The organism is Pseudomonas sp. DP-17 (genome assembly GCF_022380625.1).
Taxonomy (GTDB): Bacteria; Pseudomonadota; Gammaproteobacteria; order Pseudomonadales; family Pseudomonadaceae; genus Pseudomonas; species Pseudomonas nitroreducens_A.
In genome coordinates this window covers 131,485-152,669 of sequence record NZ_JAKSXG010000004.1, presented here as the reverse complement: position 1 = coordinate 152,669, position 21,185 = coordinate 131,485, and the positions used below count along the sequence as shown (strand labels likewise).

The window sequence follows — 21,185 nt, the reverse complement described above, 5'->3', positions numbered from 1 at the left end:
TCGAGATCGCCCATGGCCCGCCTGAAACTGGAATTTCCCGAAGAACTGTTCATCTACGAAACCAAGCTCACCGTCCGCGTCACCGACATCAACGGCGCTAACCACCTGGGCAACGACTCGATGATCTCGATGATCTCCGAAGCCCGCGCACGCTTCCTGTTCGACTATGGCATCCGCGAGACCGGCATCATCGTCACCGACCTCGCCACCACCTACCGCGCGGAGGCCCACGCCCGCGACCAGCTGCTGTTCGAAGTCGGCGTGATGGACTTCAACAAGTACGGCGGCGACATCATCTTCCGCATCACCCGCCCAGCCGACGACACCCTGGTGGCCATGGCGAAGTCCGGCTTCGTGTTCTTCGACTACGAGGCCGGCAAGGTCGTGCCGATCCCCGAGGCGTTCCGCGACACCTTCCCCAACGTCAACTGGGTCGCCTGACGCTCCAGTACGGGGCACGCCGCAACACGGCGCGCCCTTCGATGGACCACCGGTGCCCCGCACTCCTTCCTCATCCCCTTGATCTGACCGGGATTTTTCATCCTGGCCCGCGCCTTGCTCTACACAAGGCGATGGTAGTCAACGGCGATTACCCGACTTCGACAAAGGCGTCGCATCCACACCCGCGCAGTGCGGTGGGTGGAGCGACGCCTTTTTCGTTTGCCCCGGCGCAGGGGCTCAGGACCTTCTCGAACCCGGCGGCTGCCATGTGGCGCGCGACCGGGCTCCTCTACCGTCGATGATGAGGTGTTCGATGAACACGAGTTTCTGGAAAGCCGGCCATGCGCCGACCCTGTTTGCCGCCTTCCTGTATTTCGACCTGAGCTTCATGGTCTGGTACGTCCTCGGCCCGTTGGCGGTGCAGATCGCCACCGACCTGCAACTGACCACCCAGCAGCGCGCGCTGATGGTCGCAACGCCGATCCTCTCCGGCGCCATCCTGCGCTTCCTCATGGGCCTGCTGGCTGATCGCTGGTCGCCCAAGGCGGCCGGCATCCTCGGCCAGGTCATCGTCATCGGCGCACTGTTCGGTGCCTGGCAACTGGGCATCCACAGCCTGGAGCAGGCAATGATCCTCGGCGTGCTGCTGGGCATGGCCGGCGCCTCGTTCGCCGTGGCTTTGCCGCTGGCCTCGCAGTGGTACCCGCCGCAGCACCAGGGCAAGGCCATGGGCATCGCCGGCGCGGGCAACTCCGGCACCGTGCTCACCGCGCTGTTCGCACCGGCCATCGCCGCCGCGTTCGGCTGGCAGAACGTGTTCGGCTTCGCGCTGATCCCGCTGCTGGCCACCCTGGTGGTGTTCACCCTGCTCGCCCGCAATGCCCCGGAGCGACCGCCGGCCAAATCCCTGGGGGACTACCTGAAGGCCCTGGGCGACCGTGACAGCTGGTGGTTCATGTTCTTCTACAGCGTGACCTTTGGCGGTTTCCTCGGCCTTGCCAGCACCCTGCCTGGCTACTTCCACGACCAGTACGGCCTCGATCCGGTGAAGTCCGGCTACTACACCGCGGCCTGCGTCTTCGCCGGCAGCCTCATGCGCCCGCTGGGCGGCGCCCTGGCCGACCGCATTGGCGGCATCCGCAGCCTGCTGGTGATGTACACCGTGGCATCGATCTGCATCGCCGCCGTGGGCTTCCACCTGCCCAGCGCGATGGCGGCGCTGAGCCTCTTCGTGGTTGCCATGCTCAGCCTCGGCGCGGGCAACGGCGCGGTGTTCCAGCTGGTGCCGCAGCGCTTCCGCCAGACCATCGGCGTGATGACCGGCCTGATCGGCATGGCCGGCGGCATCGGCGGCTTCTGCCTGACGGCGGGCCTGGGCGCGATCAAGCAGGCCACCGGTGACTACCAGATCGGCCTCTGGCTGTTCGCCAGCCTCGGTGTACTGGCCTGGTTCGGCCTGCACGCGGTGAAAGCCCGCTGGCGCACCACCTGGGGCAGCGCAGCCGTCACAGCCGCACGGGTCTGAACGATGCGCTCCTACCGGTGTTGCCCATGACCCTGCAGGTCACCTTCGCCCAGGCCAGCGCCACGGGTCCGCGCGACGAGAACCAGGACGCCCTGCGGGTGGTCACCCCTCCCGCAGGGCTGGCCGCCAGCAAGGGTCACCTGTTCGCCATCGCCGACGGCGTCAGCCACTGCGCCGACGGCGGCCTGGCCGCGCGGCTGACCTTGCAGGCGCTCGCCGCCGACTACTACGCCACCCCCGAGACCTGGGCCGTCGCCCAGGCCCTCGACCGCCTGCTGATCTCGCAGAACCGCTGGCTGCAAGCCAACGGCGGCGGCCAGCCATTGCTCACCACCCTGACCGCGCTGATCCTGCGGGGCCGGCGCTTCACCCTGGCCCATGTCGGCGATTGTCGCCTGTACCGCTGGAGTGCCGGTCAGCTGGACTGCCTGACCCAGGACCACGTCTGGGAGCAGCCCGGCATGCAGCACGTGCTCAAGCGCGCGCTGGGCCTGGATCAGCACCTTGTGGTGGATTACCGCGACGGTGAGCTGGAGGCGGGGCAATGCTTCCTGCTGGTCAGCGACGGCATCTGGGCCGCCCTGGGCGATAGCGCCATCCAGCGCCTGCTGGAGGACGCCCAATCCCTGCAGGCCTGCGCCGACGCATTGGTCAGCGCCGCGCACCTGGCCGGCAGCCAGGACAACGCCAGCGCCCTGCTCCTGCAGGTGGGCGAACTGCCGCCGGCGAGCCTTGGAGATGCCCTTGCCCAGCTCGACCACTGGCCCACGCCGCCCGCGCTGCGGGAAGAACAGGAGTTCGAAGGCTGGCAGGTCGAAGGCAAGCTGGCCCAATCCCGCCAATCGCTGATCTACCGCGTGCGTGATCGACAGCATCGCCCCTGGTTGCTCAAGACCCTGCCGCCGGCGCTGCGCGATTCTCCGCAAGCCGCCCAGGCGCTCCTGCTGGAAGAATGGTTCCTGCGCCGGGTGCAGGGCCGCTATTTTCCCGAGCTGCACAGCCTGCCGCTGCGCCAGCACCTGTACTACGTGATGCGCGCGTACCCGGGGCAGACGTTGGACGAGCACCTGAAACTCAACGGCCCGCTGAACCTGCCCGACTGGCTGGACCTCGCCCAGCGCCTGCTGCGCGGCCTGGGCCAGCTGCATCGGCGCAACATCCTGCACCGCGACATCAAGCCGGAGAACCTGCACTGGGCGGACGACGGCGAGCTGCGCCTGCTGGACTTCGGCCTGGCCTACTGCCCTGGGTTATCGCAGGAAGACCCGCACGACCTGCCCGGCACCCCGAGCTACCTCGCCCCGGAATCCTTCCAGGGCGCGGCGCCGGACGCTCGCCAGGACCTTTACGCCGCCGGGGTCACGCTGTACCGCCTGCTCTGCGGGCACTACCCCTACGGCGAGATCGAAGCCTTCCAGCATCCGCGCTTCGGCACGCCGGCCCCGGCCAGCCGCTACCGTCCGGATGTACCGGCCTGGCTCGACGACTGGCTGGCGAAGCTGACTGCCGTCCAGCCGCAGCAGCGCTTCGAGACCGCCGAGCAATGCCTGCTCGCCCTGGAACAAGGCGAGCGGCAAGCCCCTGCGCGTCCTCGCCCGCTGCTGGAGCGCGAGCCGCTGCGGGTCTGGCGCGGCGTCGCCCTGGCCTCGCTGGCGATCAACCTGGGGCTGCTGCTCTGGCTGTTGCACAAAGGCTGAAGGCGCACCAGTTCGGTTCAGAACGCATCACCGCGGTGCAGCAAAATGGCCGGCCGGTACAACAGGCGAACTGAAAACCCCGGAAATCGGGGCCCGAGCAAGTTGGCACAGCCCCTGCAGTGACCTTGCAACAATCTACAAAAGCGCGTCCCTCAACGAAGAGGCTCGCACTTCCCGATCGATCGGGACTTGGACAAAGGCGTCCTCGCTGGGTAACCGGCGGGACGCCTTTTTTGTTTTCCGTGATTTATCCGTGACGCGGAGCCCCGACATGAAAAAGCTCAAGCTCGTCCTGATCGGCAACGGCATGGCCGGTGTGCGCACCCTGGAAGAACTGCTGAAGATCGCACCGGACCTCTACGACATCACCGTGTTCGGCGCCGAGCCGCACCCCAACTACAACCGCATCCTGCTCTCCCCCGTGCTGGCCGGCGAGCAGGCCTTCGAGGACATCGTCCTCAACGACCTCAACTGGTACAGCGAGAACGGCATCCGCCTGCTGCTCAACCGCAAGGTCAACCGCATCGACCGACATCGTCGCAAGGTCTACGCCGAAGACGGCACCGAGGCCGAGTATGACCGCCTGCTGATCGCCACCGGCTCCAATCCCTTCATCCTGCCAGTGCCCGGCAGCCGCCTGCAGGGCGTGATCGGCTATCGCGACATCGCCGACACCCAGACCATGATCGACACCGCCGCCACCCACAGCCACGCGGCGGTCATCGGCGGCGGCCTGCTCGGCCTGGAAGCGGCCAACGGCCTCAAGCAGCGCGGCATGGACGTCACCGTGGTGCACCTCTCCGACTGGCTGCTGGAACGCCAGCTGGACCGCACTGCCGGCAAGCTGCTGCAGGAAGCGCTGGAATCGCGCGGCATCCACTTCCGCCTGAACACCCACACCGAAGAGCTGATCGACGACGGCAACGGCCGTGTCTGCGCCATCCGCTTCAAGGACGGCGAAGTGATCGCCGCCGACCTGGTGGTGATGGCCGCCGGCATCCGTCCCAACACAGAACTGGCAGAGAAGACCGGCCTGCCCTGCAACCGCGGCATCCTGGTCAACGACACCCTGCAGACCTATGACCCACGCATCTACGCCCTGGGCGAATGCGCCAGCCACCGCGGCATTGCCTACGGCCTGGTGGCGCCGCTGTTCGAACAGGCCAAGGTCTGCGCCAACCACCTGGCCATGCTCGGCTTCGCACGCTACCAGGGCTCGGTGACCTCCACCAAGCTCAAGGTCACCGGCATCGACCTGTTCTCCGCCGGCCAGTTCATGGGCGGCGAAGGCACCGAGACCATCACCCTCTCCGACCCCATCGGCGGCGTGTACAAGAAGCTGGTAATCAAGGACGACGTGCTGGTCGGCGCCTGCCTCTACGGCGATACCGCCGACGGCGGCTGGTACTTCCGGCAGATCCGCGAGAACCACAACGTCGCGCAGATTCGCGACCACCTGATGTTCGGCGAAAGCAGCATTGGCGACGTCGGGCACCAGGGCCAGAACAGCGCGGCGAACATGCCCGACACCGCCGAGGTCTGCGGCTGCAATGGCGTATGCAAGGGCACCATCGTCAAGGCGATCCAGGAGAACGGCCTGTTCAGCGTCGACGAGGTGAAGAAGCACACCAAGGCCGCCAGCTCCTGCGGCTCCTGCGCCGGTCTTGTCGAGCAGATCCTGATCAGCACCGTGGGCGGCGCGGCAGATGTGAAGCCCAAGAGCGAAAAGGCCATCTGCGGCTGCAGCGACCTCAACCACGGCCAGGTCCGCCAGGCGATCCGTGAGCATCACCTGGTGACCCTGAGCAGCGCCATGCGCTTCATGGACTGGCGCACCCCGGACGGCTGCGCCACCTGTCGCCCGGCGTTGAACTACTACCTGATCTCCACCTGGCCGGGCGAAGCCAAGGACGATCCGCAGTCGCGCCTGATCAACGAACGCGCCCACGCCAACATCCAGAAGGACGGCACCTACTCGGTGGTCCCGCGCATGTGGGGGGGCGTCACCAATGCAGCCGAGCTGCGTCGCATTGCCGATGTGGCGGACAAGTACCAGGTGCCCATGGTCAAGGTCACCGGCGGCCAGCGCATCGACCTGCTGGGGATCAGGAAGGACGACCTGCCGGCGATCTGGAAGGAACTGGACATGCCTTCCGGCCATGCCTACGGCAAATCCATCCGCACCGTGAAGACCTGCGTGGGCAGCGAATTCTGCCGCTTCGGCACGCAGAACTCGACCCAGCTGGGCATCGACCTGGAGCACGACCTGTTCAACATGTGGTCGCCACACAAGGTCAAGCTGGCGGTCTCCGGCTGCCCGCGCAACTGCGCCGAGGCGGGAATCAAGGACATCGGCATCATCGGCGTGGATTCTGGCTGGGAGCTGTACATCGGCGGCAACGGCGGGATCAAGACCGAGGTGGCGGAGTTCTTCGTCAAGCTCAAGACCTCCGACGAAGTCCGCGAGTACAGCGGCGCCTTCCTCCAGCTCTACCGCGAGGAAGCCTTCTACCTCGAACGCACCGTGCACTACCTGCAGCGCGTCGGGATGGAGCGCATCCGGAAGGCCGTGCTGGAAGACGCGGACAACCGCAAGGCGCTCAACGCCCGCCTGCAGTTCTCCCTGTCGCTGGAGCAGGACCCATGGCAGGAGCGCATCGCCCTGCAGCCGCTGAAGAAGGAATTCGAACGGATTCCCCTCCAGCAGCTGGAGCCCGCCTGAGTGTTCGCCTGGCCCCGCCGGCGGCCCCTACCACCCGATTGCTGGAGACACCCCATGAACTGGTTAGACATCTGCGCCCTGGACGACATCAACCCGCTGGGCTCGCGCGTCATCGCCGGCCCCAAGGGCGACATTGCGATCTTCCGCACCTCCGATGACCAGGTCTTCGCCCTTGACGACCGCTGCCCGCACAAAGGCGGCCCGCTATCCCAGGGCCTGATCTACGGCAAGCGCGTGGCCTGCCCGCTGCACAACTGGCAGATCGAGCTGGAAAGCGGCGAGGCGGTAGCCCCCGACCAGGGCTGCGCCCACCGCCACGAGGCGAAGGTCGAAAAGGGCCGCGTACTGCTGGCCCTGCGCGACAACCTTGCCCACTGCGCCTGATCCTGACTTTGCCGAGACCCAAGCGAGGCTGCGCCATGACCCAGAACCGTCGCACTACCGCATCCACTTGCTGCTACTGCGGCGTGGGCTGCGGTGTACTGATCGAGCACGACGACGAGCGCATCCTGGGCGTGCAGGGCGACCCACGGCATCCGGCCAACTTCGGCCGCCTGTGCAGCAAGGGCTCGACCCTGCACCTCACCGGTGATGCGGATGCCCGCGCGCAGTTCCCGGAGCTGCGCCTGGGTAAAAGCCTGTCCCGCGCCCGTGCCGACTGGGACACCGCGCTGGAGCATGCCGCCGGCGTCTTCGCCGAAACCATTCGCGAGTACGGACCGGACAGCGTGGCCTTCTACGTCTCAGGCCAGTTGCTGACCGAGGACTACTACGCCTTCAACAAGCTGGCCCGCGCTTTGGTCGGCACCAACAACATCGACAGCAATTCACGCCTGTGCATGTCCTCGGCGGTGGTCGGCTACAAGCGCAGCCTGGGCGCCGACGCACCGCCCTGCAGCTACGAGGACATCGAGCTGGCCGACTGCGTGATGATTGCCGGCAGCAACATGGCCTACGCCCACCCGGTGCTGTTCCGCCGCCTGGAAGAAGCCCGCGTACGTCGCCCGGAGATGAAGCTGATCGTCATCGACCCGCGCGTCACCGACACCGCCGAGGCGGCCGACCTGCACCTCGCGATCCTGCCGGGCACCGATGTGGCGTTGTTCCACGGCATCCTGCACATCCTGCTCTGGGAAGGCTGGATCGACCGCGCCTTCCTCGACGCCCACACTGATGGCCTGGATGAACTGAAGGCCCTGGTGCGCGACTATGGCCCGCTGGCCGTGGCGGACATCTGCGGCATCGCGGTCGACGACCTGCAGCGCGCGGCCCAGTGGATCGGCCAGTCGCCCAGCTTCCTTTCGCTCTGGTGCATGGGCCTCAACCAGTCCACCGCCGGCAGCGCGAAGAACAGCGCGCTGATCAACCTGCACCTGGCCACCGGGCAGATCGGCCGCCCCGGCGCCGGCCCCTTCTCCCTCACCGGCCAACCCAATGCCATGGGTGGCCGTGAAACCGGCAGCCTGTCCAACCTGCTGCCCGGCCACCGCGACGCTGCCAATGCCGAACACCGTGCCGAAGTGGCGGCTTACTGGGGCGTCGAGCAATTGCCGGAAGCCCCCGGCCTGAGCGCCATCGAGCTCTTCGACGCGGTACGCGACGGGCGTATCAAGGCCCTGTGGATTGCCTGCACCAACCCGGCGCAATCGCTGCCGGACCAGACCCGCGTGCGCGAAGCCCTGGCCGCCTGCCCCTTCGTCATCGTCCAGGAAGCCTTCACCACCAGCGAAACCTGCCAATACGCGGACCTGCTGCTGCCGGCCGCCAGTTGGGGCGAGAAGGAAGGCACGGTGACCAACTCCGAACGCCGTATCAGCCATGTGCGCCCGGCCATTCCCGCTATCGGCGAGGCGCGGGCGGACTGGAGCATCGTCTGCGATTTCGCCCGCCGCCTGGAGCGGCGCCTGCGTCCCGGCGAAAGCAGCCTGTTCGACTTCGACTCTCCGTCCGCGCTGTTCGACGAATACAAGCTGCTGACCCGTGAGCGCGACCTTGATCTCTCCGGCATCGACTACACGCTGCTGGATACCCGCGGCCCGCAGCAATGGCCCTTCCGCGCCGGCGCAACACAGGGCACCGAGCGCCTGTATGGCGACGGACAGTTTCCCACCGCCAACGGCCGCGCGCGGCTCATCGCCGAACCCTACCGCGCACCAAAGGAAAAGCGCGACGCGCGCTATCCGCTGATCCTCAACACGGGCCGCCTGCGCGATCAGTGGCACGGCATGACCCGCACCGGTACCGCACCGCAATTGTTCGGCCACGTGGAAGAGGCCGTACTCGGCCTGCACCCGGACGAACTGCGCCGCCGGCGTATCAGCGACGGCCAACTGGTGCGCCTGCATAGCCGCCGTGGAGAACTGGTGCTGCCGGTGCAAGCCGACGAGCACCTGCGCCCCGGCCAGGCCTTCCTGCCAATGCACTGGGGCGACCGCTTCCTCAAGGGTCTGGGCATCAATGTGCTCACCCTGCCGGCGGTGGACCCGCTGTCCCGCCAGCCCGAGCTGAAACACGCCACTGTGGAAGTCAGCCGCATCGAGCTGCCCTGGCAGTTCTTCGCCCTGGTGGAAGGCGACGTCCAGAAACGCTTCGACGCCTTGCGCCCGCTTTTCGAAGACCTGCGCTACGCCAGCTTCAGCCCCATCGGCCGCGAGCGCCCGGCGCTGGTGATCCGTGCAGCGCACCACGAGGCCCCCAGTGCGGACTGGCTGGCCCGTATAGACGCCCTGCTTGACCTCGGCGATGGCCCGGTCATGGCCTATGACGACCCGCGCCGCACCGTCGGCAAACGCGTGCGTATCGAACAGTCTCGAATTGTCTCGTTGCGCCTGGCCGGCGAAACCGCCGCCCGCGCCTGGCTGCGCGAATTGTGGAAGGATGGCCGCGCCGACCAGGAGCTGCGCCGCTGGCTGCTGGCACCACTGAGCACCGCCCCCGGCAAGGCCGGCGCGGTGGCGGACAAGACACTGTGCAACTGCCTGAACGTCAGCCAGAGCCGCATCCAGACCGGCATCGACAAGGGTCTGGACCTGGAAGGCCTCAAATGCGAACTCAAGTGCGGGACCGCGTGCGGCTCCTGCGTACCGGAAATCAAGCGCCTGCTGGCCCGGAAGCCGCTGGCTGCTACCGCCTGACCCGAGTCGCGAAGACGGCAGCCTGAGGAGAACGACATGAGTGGAAAAGTCTGGCTGATCGGCGCCGGCCCCGGCGATCCGGAACTGCTGACGCTGAAGGCCGTCCGCGCCATGGCCAAGGCCGACGTGGTGCTGATCGACGACCTGGTGAATCCGGCGGTGCTGGAACACTGTCCTTCAGCCCGGGTGATCTCCGTCGGCAAACGCGGCGGCTGCCGCTCCACACCGCAGGATTTCATCCACCGCCTGATGCTGCGCTACGCCCGCCAGGGGCGCCACGTGGCACGCCTGAAAGGCGGCGACCCGTGCATTTTCGGCCGTGGCGGCGAAGAAGCCGACTGGCTCATTGCACGTGGCATCGAGTGCGAGTTGGTCAACGGTATCACCGCCGGGCTGGCAGCAGCGACTCAATGCGGCATATCCGTGACCCTGCGCGGCGTCAGCCGGGGCGTAACCCTGGTGACCGCCCACACCCAGGACGACAGCCCGCTGAATTGGCGCGGCCTGGCCGAAGGCGGCACGACGCTGGTGGTGTACATGGGTGTGGCGAAACTGGCGGAAATCCGCGACGGCCTGCTCGAAGGAGGTATGGCTGCCGGCACTCCGGTGGCGATGATCGAAAACGCCTCCCTGCCTGCCCAACGCGAATACCGCAGCCAACTGGGCAACCTGCTGGAAGACGCCCGGCGCTTCGCCCTGAAGAGCCCGGCAATCCTGGTGATCGGCGAAGTGGCGGCTGCCGCTCAGCAGGCAATCCTGGCCCGCACCGCCTGAAACTCACTTTTCTGCAGGCAAAGAAAAACCCGGCCTAGGCCGGGTTTTTCTCGTCAGCTCAGACCAATTACTTGGCCTGGGCTTCCACTTCGGCTTCTACGCGGCGGTTAACAGCGCGGCCTTCGGCGGTTGCGTTGTCAGCAACCGGACGGGACTCACCGTAACCAACAGCGTTTACGCGGCCGCCTTCAACACCGTACTCGTTGACCAGTACGTCACGAACGGCGTTGGCACGACGCTCGGACAGCTTCTGGTTGTAGGCGTCGGTGCCGACGGAGTCGGTGTGGCCTTCAACGGTGGTGGAGGTGGACGGGTACTGCTTCATGAAGTCAGCCAGGTTTTTGATGTCAGCGTAGCTGTTCTCTTTAACCTTGGACTTGTCGAAGTCGAACTTCACGTCCAGCTGAACGCGAACGACTTCGGCAACAGCCGGGCAGCCGTTGGCGTCAACGGTGACGTTGGCCGGGGTGTTCGGGCACTTGTCGACGTTGTCGCAGACGCCGTCGTTGTCGGAGTCGGAGCAGACTTCAGCAACCGGCTCAGGAGCCGGGGCCGGCTTGGCGCCGCCGCCGAAGTTCATACCAACGCCCAGGCCAGCCATCCACTCGCCCTGGTGACCGTTGTCACGCTTCTCCAGGCCGTACTGGCCGTCGAGGCTGGCTTTGGCATAGAAGTTTTCGGTGAAGTAGTACTTCAGACCGGTACCGATCATGGCCATGGTCAGGTTCTGACGGCCATCGTTGTCGGAGTTGATGTTGGTCAGGCTCTGGTGGCCAACGCCGGCGGAAACGTACGGACGCAGGTTGCCAGCACCCGGAGTGCCGAAGTGGTAGATGGCATCCAGAGTGCTCAGGTTGCCATGGACCTTCTTGTTGCCGGTCTCGTAGGTGCCACGTACGTCGTGGTATTCACCGTAGGACAGAGCCAGCTCGACGTCGTCGGTCAGGAAGTAGCCGACCGAACCGCCGTACAGATCGGCGTTCTTCATGTTGCGGGTGCTGTCGGTGAAGTAGCGCTTGCCGAAAGCTTCGACTTCGACGGCGCCCTGGCCTTGAGCGAACGCATTGACAGCGGCAGTGGCGATCAGCGAGCCAACTACGACGCCTAAGGTGTTCTTCAGTTTCATCCGTTAAATCCCCATCTTGGTGGTCAATAAGTTGTCTAACCAGAGGCCGTACAACTTGGGTGGCAAGTTTATCAGAACTTGCCAAACAGAGAGACAATATTTCCCGGACTAAGATTCCGTCACATTCGAAAACTTTTCTCTCATTCGATCGAGTGCACGTTTGTAGCGCATTTTCGTGGCGCTAAGCCCCATGTGCATGATGTCGGCGATCTCCTGGAACTCGAGTTCAGCAACAAAGCGAAGCACGAGGATTTCCCGATCAATGGGATTGACATGAACTAGCCAGCGGTCTAGTCCACCTCGCTCTTCGACTTTCGGAGCCTTCTCTTCAGAAGCTTCCTCGATTGGATCCAGACTCAGCGCATCGAGCAATCTGCGTTTACGCCGTTCCTTCCGATACTGCGTAATGCACTCGTTGTAAGTGATGCTGTACAGCCAGGTCTTGAACTTCGACTTTCCCTCGAAGTTCTTCAGACCATACAGCACCTTGAGCATGACCTCTTGACACACATCATCGGCGTCCCGGTCGTTGCCCAGATAGCGCGCACAGACGTTGAAGAGCGTGCGCTGGTAGCGGCGCATCAGCTCTTCATAGGCCCGCGTCACGTGGTAAAGCTCCTCGTGAGAACGCTCCACCAGCTCCTCGTCGGTAAGCTGGCGCGGGTCATAGCGCAAAGGCAGTGATTGCGGCTTGTTCAAGTCGGGTCGGGCCAGGTCAAGTCAGCGTCCGGCTCGGCCTTGCAGCAGCCGTACCGGCAATCGGTCATCATCTTCAGCGACTGGTTACACGCTGATCGAGCAGGATGCGGTTGGCGATCGACACCAGCTCACCCTCGTCTGTCAGCAGGATAGTCTTGATGGTACCAATTTCCTCGATGATGCCTTCGACATCCGCCACTTTCACCTGTTGTCCGACCTGATACAGCTCCCGCACGTAAATACCGGCAATGATCTGCCCCGCCACTTCGCGACTGCCCAGCCCCAGCGCCAGCGCAGCGGCCAGACCGATGGTGATCAGCACGATGGCGATGATGTAGTTGAGCAGATCGGTCTTCACCTCGAGCTGGCCGATGGCCACCGAGATGCTGATGATGATGACCAGCCATTGGGCGACACGGCCCAGGCCGTTGGAGTACTCCAGGCCGACTCCGTCGGCGGCGCCGCGAACGAGGCTGTTGGCCAGCTGGGCGAGCAGGATGCCGACGATCAGCACCAGCGCCGCGCCGAATACCTTGGGCAGGTACAGCGCGAGCATGTCCAGGGTTGCCGAGACGCGCTGCAGGCCAAGGGATTCCGCGGCAGATACGAGGAACACCAGCAGCACGAACCAGTAGACGATCTTGCCGATCAGCGTCGAGACCGGCACCTGGATACCGGCGCGCGACAGCAGCTTGGTCAGGCCGGTACCCGCCATCAGGCGATCCAGCCCCAGCTTGGCGAGCAGCTTGGAGAGCAGCGCGTCGAGCAGCTTGGCGACGACGAAGCCAAGCAGCACGATCACCAGAGCAGCGAGCAGGTTCGGAATGAACCCGGCCAGCTTGCCCCACAGGGTGTTCATGGCGGTCAGCAGGCTTTGCGTCCAGATGTCGAATTGCATGTTCAATCGGCCTTATCAGCGGAAGGGGCGGAATTCTGCGCGTGGCGCGAGACGGGTGCAAGGTGCGCGGCGCCTCGGCTCACACCAATGGAAAGGGCCTGGAACCAGTGCCCCATCAGGCTGAACAGATCGCCCGCGCCGACCTGGCGGTTGGCGGTCTTCAGGACGCGATCCAGCCGCGAATCGTCTCCCGGCTGTTCGGGGGGCATTCGCAGCAGATCGCGCAAGGATTCTTCAAATGGGTCGTGCATGCGCACCTCGCCTGTGTGAGGTGCTTGACGCCCCCACCACCTTAAAAGTCACACCTACAGCCAACGCATGCGGCGGAAGATCCACCATTGGAAAGCCACTATCCCGAGGATCACCATGCAGGCCACGGCGAAGCCGTAGGGTGCTTCGGCCCCGGGGATGCCGCCCACGTTGATGCCCAGGAGCCCGGTCACGAAACTCATGGGCAGGAAAAAGCCGGTAATGATACCAAGCAGGTACATGGTGCGGTTCATCCGCTCGGTAATTCGGCGATGTTCGGCCTCCTGGATCAGGCTGATACGCTCGCGTACCAGTTCCAGTTCCTCCAGGTTGCGGGTCAGACGGTTGTACAGCTCGTTCCAATAGTCTGCGTCGTCGGCGACCGTCCAGGACAGCTTGAACTTGACCATCTGCGAGTAGATTTCCCGCTGAGGCGCCAGGTAACGACGCAGCCCTGCGGCACGACGTCGCAGGGTGCGCAGCTGGTGCTGATCGGGAATGCTGCGCTCGTCCTCCTCGATGGCCTCCTCCATGGCGTCGAGCTGGTCGGCAAGGCCGCCGATCAGGGTATCAACGCGATCGGTAAGGTAATGAGCGAGGCTCAGGACCACTTCCGAAGCGGTTTTCGGCCCCCGCCCCGCCTCAAGGTCGGCACGCAGGTCGGCCACCGCCTTGAGCGGCCGCAGGCGCAGGGAAATGACGCGCTGCGACTCGGCGTAGACGCGCAACGAGACCATATCCTCCGGCACAGCGCCCGGGTTCAGGTTGACCCCGCGCAGGAACAGCAGCAGGCGCTCGCCGCCCAGATCCACGAGGCGCGGACGGGTCGCCTCTTCCAGCAGCAGGTCGCAGGCGAACCCGTTCAGCCCGCTGGATTCACGCAGCCAGGCCTGGGCCTCGGGCACTCCGCGGTCCCAGTGCACCCACAGGCTTTCCTCCGGCTTGAGATCGAGCAACGGCAACTCGCTGCGACTGATGCGCCGGCCGCCACCGTGGCCGTCCAGCACGAATCCGTCGATCAGTCCGCGCTCCGTGCCGCTTTCGTACTGCTGCATGCCTTTTCCTTCGCTTGGATCGTTACCGCGAAACGCCATGAAAAATGCCGGAAGCTTGCGCTTCCGGCATTGACCCGGACCTTTGCTGTAAGGTTCGAATTATTCCGGCATTTTCAATGCTTTAGGTGAGACGATGATGCCATTGTTGTCAGCATAGACGAACTCGCCCGGGCGGAAGGTGATGCCGCCAAAGGTCACGGCCACGTTCAGGTCGCCAATGCCGCGCTTGTCGGTCTTCATCGGGTGGCTGGCCAACGCCTGCACGCCCAGGTCGGTCTGCGCAATGACGTCGACGTCGCGGATGCAGCCATACACCACGATGCCTTCCCAACCGTTCTTGGCGGCCTTCTCGGCCAGCATGTCGCCCAGCAGCGCGCGGCGCAGCGAGCCGCCACCATCCACCACCAGCACCTTGCCCTTGCCGTCCTTCTCGACCTGCTCCTTGACCAGCGAGTTGTCTTCGAAGCACTTGATGGTGACGATCTCGCCACCGAAGGAGTCCCGTCCGCCGAAGTTGCTGAACATCGGCTCGACGACCTGGACCAGCTCCGGGTAGGCATCGCACAGATCGGGGGTGACGTAATGCATGGAGAAGCTCCTCTTGATGAAATCCGGCAGGGTTTCAGGCCTGGATGTGACCGAAAGCCGCAATGGCGTCACAGTCTACTCCCTGCCGCGCCAAGCTCAAGCCTGCGCCAGAGCGCCCTGTCCTTCCGGCAAGCCACTGTGTTCAAGCCAGTATTGCAGCAGCGGCCAGACTTCACGCTGGGCGCCTTTGCTGATCAGCATCTCGACGTGGCCGAAATCCTCGGAGAATCCGTGGCGCCGCCCCAGATGCAGGAACTGCCGAGTCTCGGAGCCAAACTGTTCCAGCAGCTTGCGGCAGGCCCAGGCTGGATCCTGGATATCGCCGTCGGAGCCGATGGCCAGCACCGGCAGGGAAGCTCTCTGCAAACCACCCCACCAGTCGTTGTCCTTCTCGCCGAAGCGGCCAAACAGGCTGTACCAATGCAGCGCCTCCAGGGCTAGCCCCAGCGGCTCGTCCTCCGGGCCGCGCTTGAGCCGCGAGCCGGACAGCCCGCCCATGCGCTTGAGCAGGAAACGCCCACCCCAGGTCACGGGCGGCAGCTTCAGCGGCCAGTAGGTGCGGCTGACCTGACTGCCGCACAGCGCCGCGCTGGCCGCCTGCCGCTCGTCCAGATAGCCGCCACCCAGCGCAGCAGCCAGGGTGACACCCCCCAGGGAATGCCCCACCCAATGCGGCGCCTGGCCGCTCTGCTCGACCACGAAACTGGCGATGGACGGCAGGTCGAAGCGGGCGTAGTCGGCAACGCGATTGCGATCGTAATCCGCGTTACGCGGCGACAGGCCATGACCGCGCATTTCGGGGATCCACACATCGAAGCCGGCTCGGGCCAGATGCGCGCCCAGGCCGATGCCTTTGGGTGAGTACCAGAAACGGCGGTTGGAAAAGCTGCCGTGCAACAGGACCACCGGCACACCACGCCGTCCTTCGGAGCGACCGAGACGGGTGACCGCCAGCTCGACACTGGAATCGGGGCTGTTGTTCGGCTTGAGGCGGTAGACATCCTCGGTGAGGTCGCCGCGCAATTCCGCGCTGACTAGCGCGACGGGAAAGAGTTGACTGCTGCTTTGCATGGAATCGCTTGCATAAAAAAGGGCGGGTGAAATCACCCGCCCTCTTCAGGATGGTAAAGGAGAGGTCAGGATTGGCCTTCGGCGAGGAAGAACCAGGTGTCGAGGACCGAGTCAGGGTTCAGCGACACACTCTCGATACCCTGCTCCATCAGCCACTTGGCGAGGTCCGGGTGGTCCGACGGACCCTGGCCGCAGATGCCGATGTACTTGCCGGCGCGGTTGCATGCCTGGATGGCATTGGACAGCAGCTTCTTCACCGCCGGGTTACGTTCGTCGAACAGGTGCGCGACGATGCCCGAGTCACGGTCCAGACCGAGGGTCAGCTGGGTCAGGTCGTTGGAACCGATGGAGAAGCCATCGAAGAACTCGAGGAACTCGTCAGCCAGCAGGGCGTTGGACGGCAGCTCGCACATCATGATGACGCGCAGGCCGTTCTCGCCACGCTTGAGACCATTGGTGGCCAGCAGGTCGACGACCTGGGAGGCTTCGCCCAGGGTACGGACGAACGGCACCATCAGCTCGACGTTGGTCAGGCCCATCTCGTTGCGGACCTTCTTCATCGCACGGCATTCGAGTTCGAAGCAGTCACGGAAGGATTCGCTGATGTAGCGCGAGGCGCCACGGAAGCCGAGCATCGGGTTCTCTTCTTCCGGCTCGTAGAGCTTGCCGCCGATCAGGTTGGCGTATTCGTTGGACTTGAAGTCCGACAGGCGCACGATGACCTTCTTCGGCCAGAACGCGGCGGCCAGGGTGCTGACACCCTCGACCAGCTTCTCGACGTAGAAGCCGACCGGATCGTCGTAGCCGGCGATGCGCTTCTCGACGCTGTCCTTGATATCTGCGGGCAGGCTGGCGAAGTTCAGCAGCGCCTTGGGATGCACGCCGATCATGCGGTTGATGATGAACTCCAGGCGGGCCAGGCCCACCCCTTCGTTCGGCAGCTGGGCGAAATCGAAGGCGCGGTCGGGGTTGCCGACGTTCATCATGATCTTAAACGGCAGCTCGGGCATGGCGTCGACCGAGTTCTGGCGGACGTCGAAGCCCAGCTCGCCTTCGTAGATCAGGCCGGTGTCGCCTTCGGCGCAGGATACGGTCACGCGCTGGCCGTCCTTCAGCGCCGCGGTGGCATTGCCACAGCCGACGACGGCCGGGATGCCCAGTTCACGAGCGATGATCGCGGCGTGGCAGGTACGGCCGCCGCGGTTGGTGACGATGGCGCTGGCGCGCTTCATCACCGGCTCCCAGTCCGGGTCGGTCATGTCGGAGACCAGCACGTCGCCCGGCTGGACCTTGTCCATCTCGGAAACGTCGTGGATCACCTTCACCGGGCCTGCGCCGATGCGCTGGCCGATGGCGCGGCCTTCGACCAGGACCTTGCCTTTTTCCTTGAGCAGGTAGCGTTCCATCACATTGGCGCTGGAACGGCTCTTAACGGTTTCCGGACGGGCCTGCACGATGTACAGCTTGCCGTCGTCACCGTCCTTGGCCCACTCGATGTCCATCGGACGCTCGTAGTGCTTCTCGATGATCAGCGCCTGCTTGGCCAGCTCGATCACTTCGGCGTCGGACAGGGCGAAGCGGGCGCGGTCGGCCTTGTCCACGTCGACCACCTTGACCGATTTACCGGCCTTGGCTTCCTCGCCGTAGATCATCTTGATGGCCTTGCTGCCCAGGTTGCGGCGCAAAATGGCCGGGCGGCCGGCTTCCAGAGTCGGCTTGTGGACGTAGAACTCGTCGGGGTTCACCGCGCCCTGCACCACGGTCTCGCCGAGGCCGTAGGCGCCGGTGATGAACACCACGTCACGGAAACCGGACTCGGTGTCCAGGGTGAACATCACGCCGGCGGTGCCGGTTTCCGAGCGGACCATGCGCTGCACGCCGGCGGACAGGGCGACCAGCTTGTGGTCGAAGCCCTGGTGTACACGGTAGGCGATGGCACGGTCATTGAAGAGGGAGGCGAAGACTTCCTTGGCCGCGCGGATCACGTTGTCCACGCCGCGGATGTTCAGGAAGGTCTCCTGCTGGCCGGCAAAGGAAGCGTCCGGCAGGTCTTCGGCGGTGGCGGAGGAACGCACGGCCACGGCCATGTTGTCGTTGCCGCCGGCCATCTCGGCGAAGGCCTTGCGAATCTCGGCATCCAGACGCTCGGGGAACTCGGCGTCCATCACCCATTGGCGAATCTGCGCGCCGGTCTTGGCCAGTGCGTTGACGTCGTCAACGTCCAGGGCGTCGAGGGCCGCGTGGATGCGATCGTTCAGGCCGCTCTGCTCGAGGAAGTCACGGTAGGCCTGGGCGGTAGTGGCGAAGCCACCCGGTACGGAAACGCCGGCACCGGCGAGGTTGCTGATCATTTCTCCCAGGGATGCGTTCTTGCCCCCCACATGTTCGACATCGTGGACGCCGAGCTTATCGAGGGAAACTACGTACTCTACCAAGGTGATCTCTCCACTAAGTGTTGGAAAAGCTCATACAAGTCGGAGCCGCCCCACCCTTCTGGCCGGAGCCGGAAAAATGGGTGAGAATGCCCCGGCAAAGGGCCTTGCAAACGCGGGGCCTATCATAACCAGGATTCGCTCCTACCTATAAGGCCCGCAGCGCACATGAAACGAACTGCATTTTTCATTTCCGACGGCACCGGCATCACTGCCGAAACCCTCGGCCAGAGCCTTCTGGCGCAGTTCGAGAACATCAACTTTACCAAACTGACGCGACCTTACATCGATACCGAGGAAAAGGCGCGCGTCATGGTACAGCAAATCAACCGGGCTGCGGAGGCGGACGGGGCACGACCGATCATCTTCGATACCATTGTCAATCGTGAGATCCGCTCGGTCCTTGCGCAGTCGAATGGCTTCATGATTGACATCTTCTCGACGTTTTTGTCCCCACTGGAACAGGAATTATCCTCAGATTCGTCGTATTCCGTCGGAAAGTCCCACAGCATCGGCCATAACCCGCATTACATGGAGCGGATCGATGCGGTGAACTTCGCTCTCGATAACGACGACGGCGCCCGCACCCACTATTACGACAAGGCCGACCTGATCCTGGTCGGCGTCTCGCGCTGCGGCAAAACGCCCACCTGCCTTTATATGGCCCTGCAATACGGCATCCGCGCGGCCAACTACCCGCTGACCGAAGAAGACATGGAGCGCCTGCAGTTACCCAACGCGCTCAAGCCCTACAAGCACAAGCTGTTCGGCCTGACCATCGACCCGGACCGGCTCACCGCCATCCGCCACGAGCGCAAGCCCAACAGCCGCTACGCCAGCTTCGCCCAGTGCGAGTTCGAAGTTCGCGAGGTCGAGAATCTGTTCCGACGCGAGAACATCGCCTACATCAACTCGACGCATTTCTCGGTGGAAGAAATCTCCGCCAAGATCCTCGTCGAGAAGGGCGTCGAACGCCGGCTGAAGTAACCGGCAATCGCGGAAAGATTCCACAACCAACGGCCGGCATCACCGGCCGTTCGACTTTCTGCAGCCTTTCATTCTGGCGCCTATCATTCCCTGAACCCGCGTATTACCCGTGGCAGTTTTCACGGATCGGGCATTCCCGGCACAGGAGAGCGCCATGCGAGAATGTCAGTACCTGATTCTGGTTGCCTTGTTGGCTTTGACGGGTTGCGATTCGGGCGACAAGCCCGTCGCCAAGACCGCCACCGCCGCCACGCCACCCGCCAGCCCGCCCGCAGCGACAGCACCTCCTCCGCCAGCACCACCTGCGCCACCAGCCGCCGCCCCTGCGCCAGCCGCGCCTGCTGCCGCGCCCTCGCAAGCCGTGTTCAGCGTCGAGGAGTTGGACCAGATGCTCGCGCCGCTGGCTTTGTACCCGGACTCCCTGCTCGCCCAGGTGCTGATGGCAACCACCTACCCTGGCAACGTAGCCGATGCGGTGGCCTGGTCGAAGGCCCACCCCAAGGCCGTGGGTGACGACGCAGTGAAACAGGTCGCCGACCAGCCATGGGACCCGAGCGTGCAATCGCTGGTCGCCTTCCCGCTGGTGCTGGCGACGCTGGGGCAGGACCCGGTCTGGGTGCAGCGCGTCGGCGACGCCTTCCTCGCCCAGCCCGAGGCGGTGATGGACTCCATCCAGCGCCTGCGTCGACAGGCCCAGGCCGCCGGCAACCTACAGTCCAACGAGCAGCAGACGGTGACCATCAAGCCGGCCGCGCAGCCAGCCCCGGCACAGCCTTCTTCCGGCGGAGACACCGTGGTGGTGCAGCAACCGGCAACGGCACAGACGATCATCATCGAGCCCGCCGATCCGCAGGTGGTCTACGTACCCAGCTACAACCCTACGCAGGTCTACGGCTCCTGGCCGTATCCCGCCAGCCCGCCGGTCTATTACCCGCCGCCGCCCGAATACCCCGTCGCCACGGCGCTGGCCACCGGCCTGGCGTTCGGCGCAGGCGTGGCCATCGTCGGTGAACTCTGGGGTGACTGCGACTGGGACGACCACGACATCGACGTCGATGTGGAGCATTACAACAATTTCAACAGCAACCGGAACGTGAACCGGAATGTGAATCGAGACTTCACCAGCAACGTCAACGGCAACCGGGCGAAGTGGCAGCACAACCCGACCTACCGCAACGGCGTGCCCTACCGCGACTCCGCCAGCCGCCAGCAGTACAACCGCCGGCTGGCCGGCAGCGAACAGCGCGAAGCCCTGCGCGGGTTCGACTCGGCGCGCACCCAGGAGCGGGCGCGGGCGAGGGAAAGCCTGACCCAGCGCGGCATCGCTCCGCCGCCAGCGAACAACGCACAGGCACGCGAGCGCGCCCAGGCGGTGACTCGTGACCTGCGGGACAATCCGCAAGCCCAGCAGCGCCTGCAACAAGGCAACCGCGACAACGCCCAGGCCAGGGAACGGGCGCAGGCCGCCACCCGCGAACTGAACCGCACGCCGGAAAACCGCCCGCGTGCCCAGACCCAGATGCAGAACCGCAGCAACCCGGTGCAGCAACGGCCGCGAACGCAGAACAACCAGCAGATCCGCGAACAGGCGCGCCTGCAGCACGCCCGCACCCAGGCGCCGCGCAACAACGCCTTCGCCGGCGCCAACAACCCGCGGCAATCCCGCGAGCTTGCCAACCGTGGCCAGGCCAGTCGCGCCGCTGCCAGCCGGCCGCAGGCGGCACGCGCCGGCCACACCGTGCAACGCCCCGCCCGCGCCCCGCGTGGCGGCGGACGCCGATAGGAGA

General features: G+C 64.9%; 17 protein-coding genes. 9 read left to right on the top strand and 8 right to left on the bottom strand.

All coding sequences use genetic code 11. The features are described 5' to 3' along the window. The first annotated feature begins 12 nt into the window (after positions 1-12). From MJ122_RS10095 to cobA, 7 genes are all read left to right on the top strand, one after another. On the top strand, positions 13-441 hold the full coding sequence (locus MJ122_RS10095; protein ID WP_088417468.1) for a thioesterase family protein: 429 nt from the start codon (positions 13-15) through the stop codon (positions 439-441). 313 nt (positions 442-754) lie between these two features. Further along, positions 755-1,966, top strand: a complete 1,212-nt coding sequence (locus MJ122_RS10090) for a nitrate/nitrite transporter (RefSeq protein WP_239744063.1) — start codon at positions 755-757, stop codon at positions 1,964-1,966. A 26-nt stretch (positions 1,967-1,992) separates the two neighbouring features. After that, complete coding sequence (locus tag MJ122_RS10085; protein ID WP_239744061.1) at positions 1,993-3,663, top strand: bifunctional protein-serine/threonine kinase/phosphatase; 1,671 nt, start codon at positions 1,993-1,995, stop codon at positions 3,661-3,663. A gap of 271 nt (positions 3,664-3,934) precedes the next feature. Continuing rightward, positions 3,935-6,385 carry a nitrite reductase large subunit NirB gene (gene nirB, locus MJ122_RS10080; RefSeq protein WP_239744059.1) on the top strand — a complete coding sequence of 817 codons (2,451 nt, stop codon included), beginning with the start codon at positions 3,935-3,937 and terminating at the stop codon, positions 6,383-6,385. Between the two features lie 54 nt (positions 6,386-6,439). Beyond that, positions 6,440-6,769, top strand: a complete 330-nt coding sequence (gene nirD / locus MJ122_RS10075) for a nitrite reductase small subunit NirD (RefSeq protein ID WP_017516806.1) — start codon at positions 6,440-6,442, stop codon at positions 6,767-6,769. 35 nt (positions 6,770-6,804) lie between these two features. Continuing rightward, positions 6,805-9,519, top strand: a complete 2,715-nt coding sequence (locus tag MJ122_RS10070) for a nitrate reductase (RefSeq protein WP_239744057.1) — start codon at positions 6,805-6,807, stop codon at positions 9,517-9,519. 36 nt (positions 9,520-9,555) lie between these two features. Further along, positions 9,556-10,293 (top strand): uroporphyrinogen-III C-methyltransferase, encoded by a 738-nt coding sequence (gene cobA / locus MJ122_RS10065; RefSeq protein WP_239744056.1) that lies wholly within the window; start codon positions 9,556-9,558, stop codon positions 10,291-10,293. A 67-nt stretch (positions 10,294-10,360) separates the two neighbouring features. Here the strand turns inward: cobA and MJ122_RS10060 are convergent, their stop codons facing one another. The 8 genes from MJ122_RS10060 to ppsA all read right to left on the bottom strand — a co-directional run bounded on the left by MJ122_RS10060 (position 10,361) and on the right by ppsA (position 18,414). Beyond that, the gene (locus tag MJ122_RS10060) at positions 10,361-11,419 is read right to left on the bottom strand and encodes an OmpA family protein (protein ID WP_239744054.1); all 1,059 of its coding nucleotides are present in this window, start codon (positions 11,417-11,419) and stop codon (positions 10,361-10,363) included. 108 nt (positions 11,420-11,527) lie between these two features. Then, positions 11,528-12,118, bottom strand: coding sequence for an RNA polymerase sigma factor SigX (gene sigX, locus MJ122_RS10055; protein ID WP_026078770.1), 591 nt, complete (start codon positions 12,116-12,118; stop codon positions 11,528-11,530). Positions 12,119-12,191: 73 nt separating this feature from the next. Beyond that, positions 12,192-13,016 carry a mechanosensitive ion channel domain-containing protein gene (locus tag MJ122_RS10050; RefSeq protein WP_017516811.1) on the bottom strand — a complete coding sequence of 275 codons (825 nt, stop codon included), beginning with the start codon at positions 13,014-13,016 and terminating at the stop codon, positions 12,192-12,194. 2 nt (positions 13,017-13,018) lie between these two features. Beyond that, complete coding sequence (locus MJ122_RS10045; RefSeq protein WP_017516812.1) at positions 13,019-13,267, bottom strand: hypothetical protein; 249 nt, start codon at positions 13,265-13,267, stop codon at positions 13,019-13,021. Between the two features lie 54 nt (positions 13,268-13,321). Next, the gene (locus MJ122_RS10040; protein ID WP_239744052.1) at positions 13,322-14,320 is read right to left on the bottom strand and encodes a zinc transporter ZntB; all 999 of its coding nucleotides are present in this window, start codon (positions 14,318-14,320) and stop codon (positions 13,322-13,324) included. Positions 14,321-14,419: 99 nt separating this feature from the next. Further along, positions 14,420-14,908, bottom strand: coding sequence for a ribonuclease E activity regulator RraA (gene rraA / locus MJ122_RS10035; protein WP_088417476.1), 489 nt, complete (start codon positions 14,906-14,908; stop codon positions 14,420-14,422). Between the two features lie 96 nt (positions 14,909-15,004). Then, a complete protein-coding gene (locus MJ122_RS10030; RefSeq protein ID WP_088417477.1) occupies positions 15,005-15,979 on the bottom strand; it encodes an alpha/beta fold hydrolase in 975 nt (324 codons plus the stop codon). A gap of 65 nt (positions 15,980-16,044) precedes the next feature. Then, positions 16,045-18,414 (bottom strand): phosphoenolpyruvate synthase, encoded by a 2,370-nt coding sequence (ppsA, locus tag MJ122_RS10025; RefSeq protein ID WP_088417478.1) that lies wholly within the window; start codon positions 18,412-18,414, stop codon positions 16,045-16,047. Between the two features lie 165 nt (positions 18,415-18,579). Here ppsA and MJ122_RS10020 point away from each other — a divergent pair, with 165 nt between their 5' ends. Continuing rightward, on the top strand, positions 18,580-19,398 hold the full coding sequence (locus MJ122_RS10020; protein WP_017516884.1) for a pyruvate, water dikinase regulatory protein: 819 nt from the start codon (positions 18,580-18,582) through the stop codon (positions 19,396-19,398). A 154-nt stretch (positions 19,399-19,552) separates the two neighbouring features. Then, a complete protein-coding gene (locus MJ122_RS10015) occupies positions 19,553-21,181 on the top strand; it encodes a DUF3300 domain-containing protein (protein ID WP_239744049.1) in 1,629 nt (542 codons plus the stop codon). Positions 21,182-21,185 lie beyond the last annotated feature (4 nt).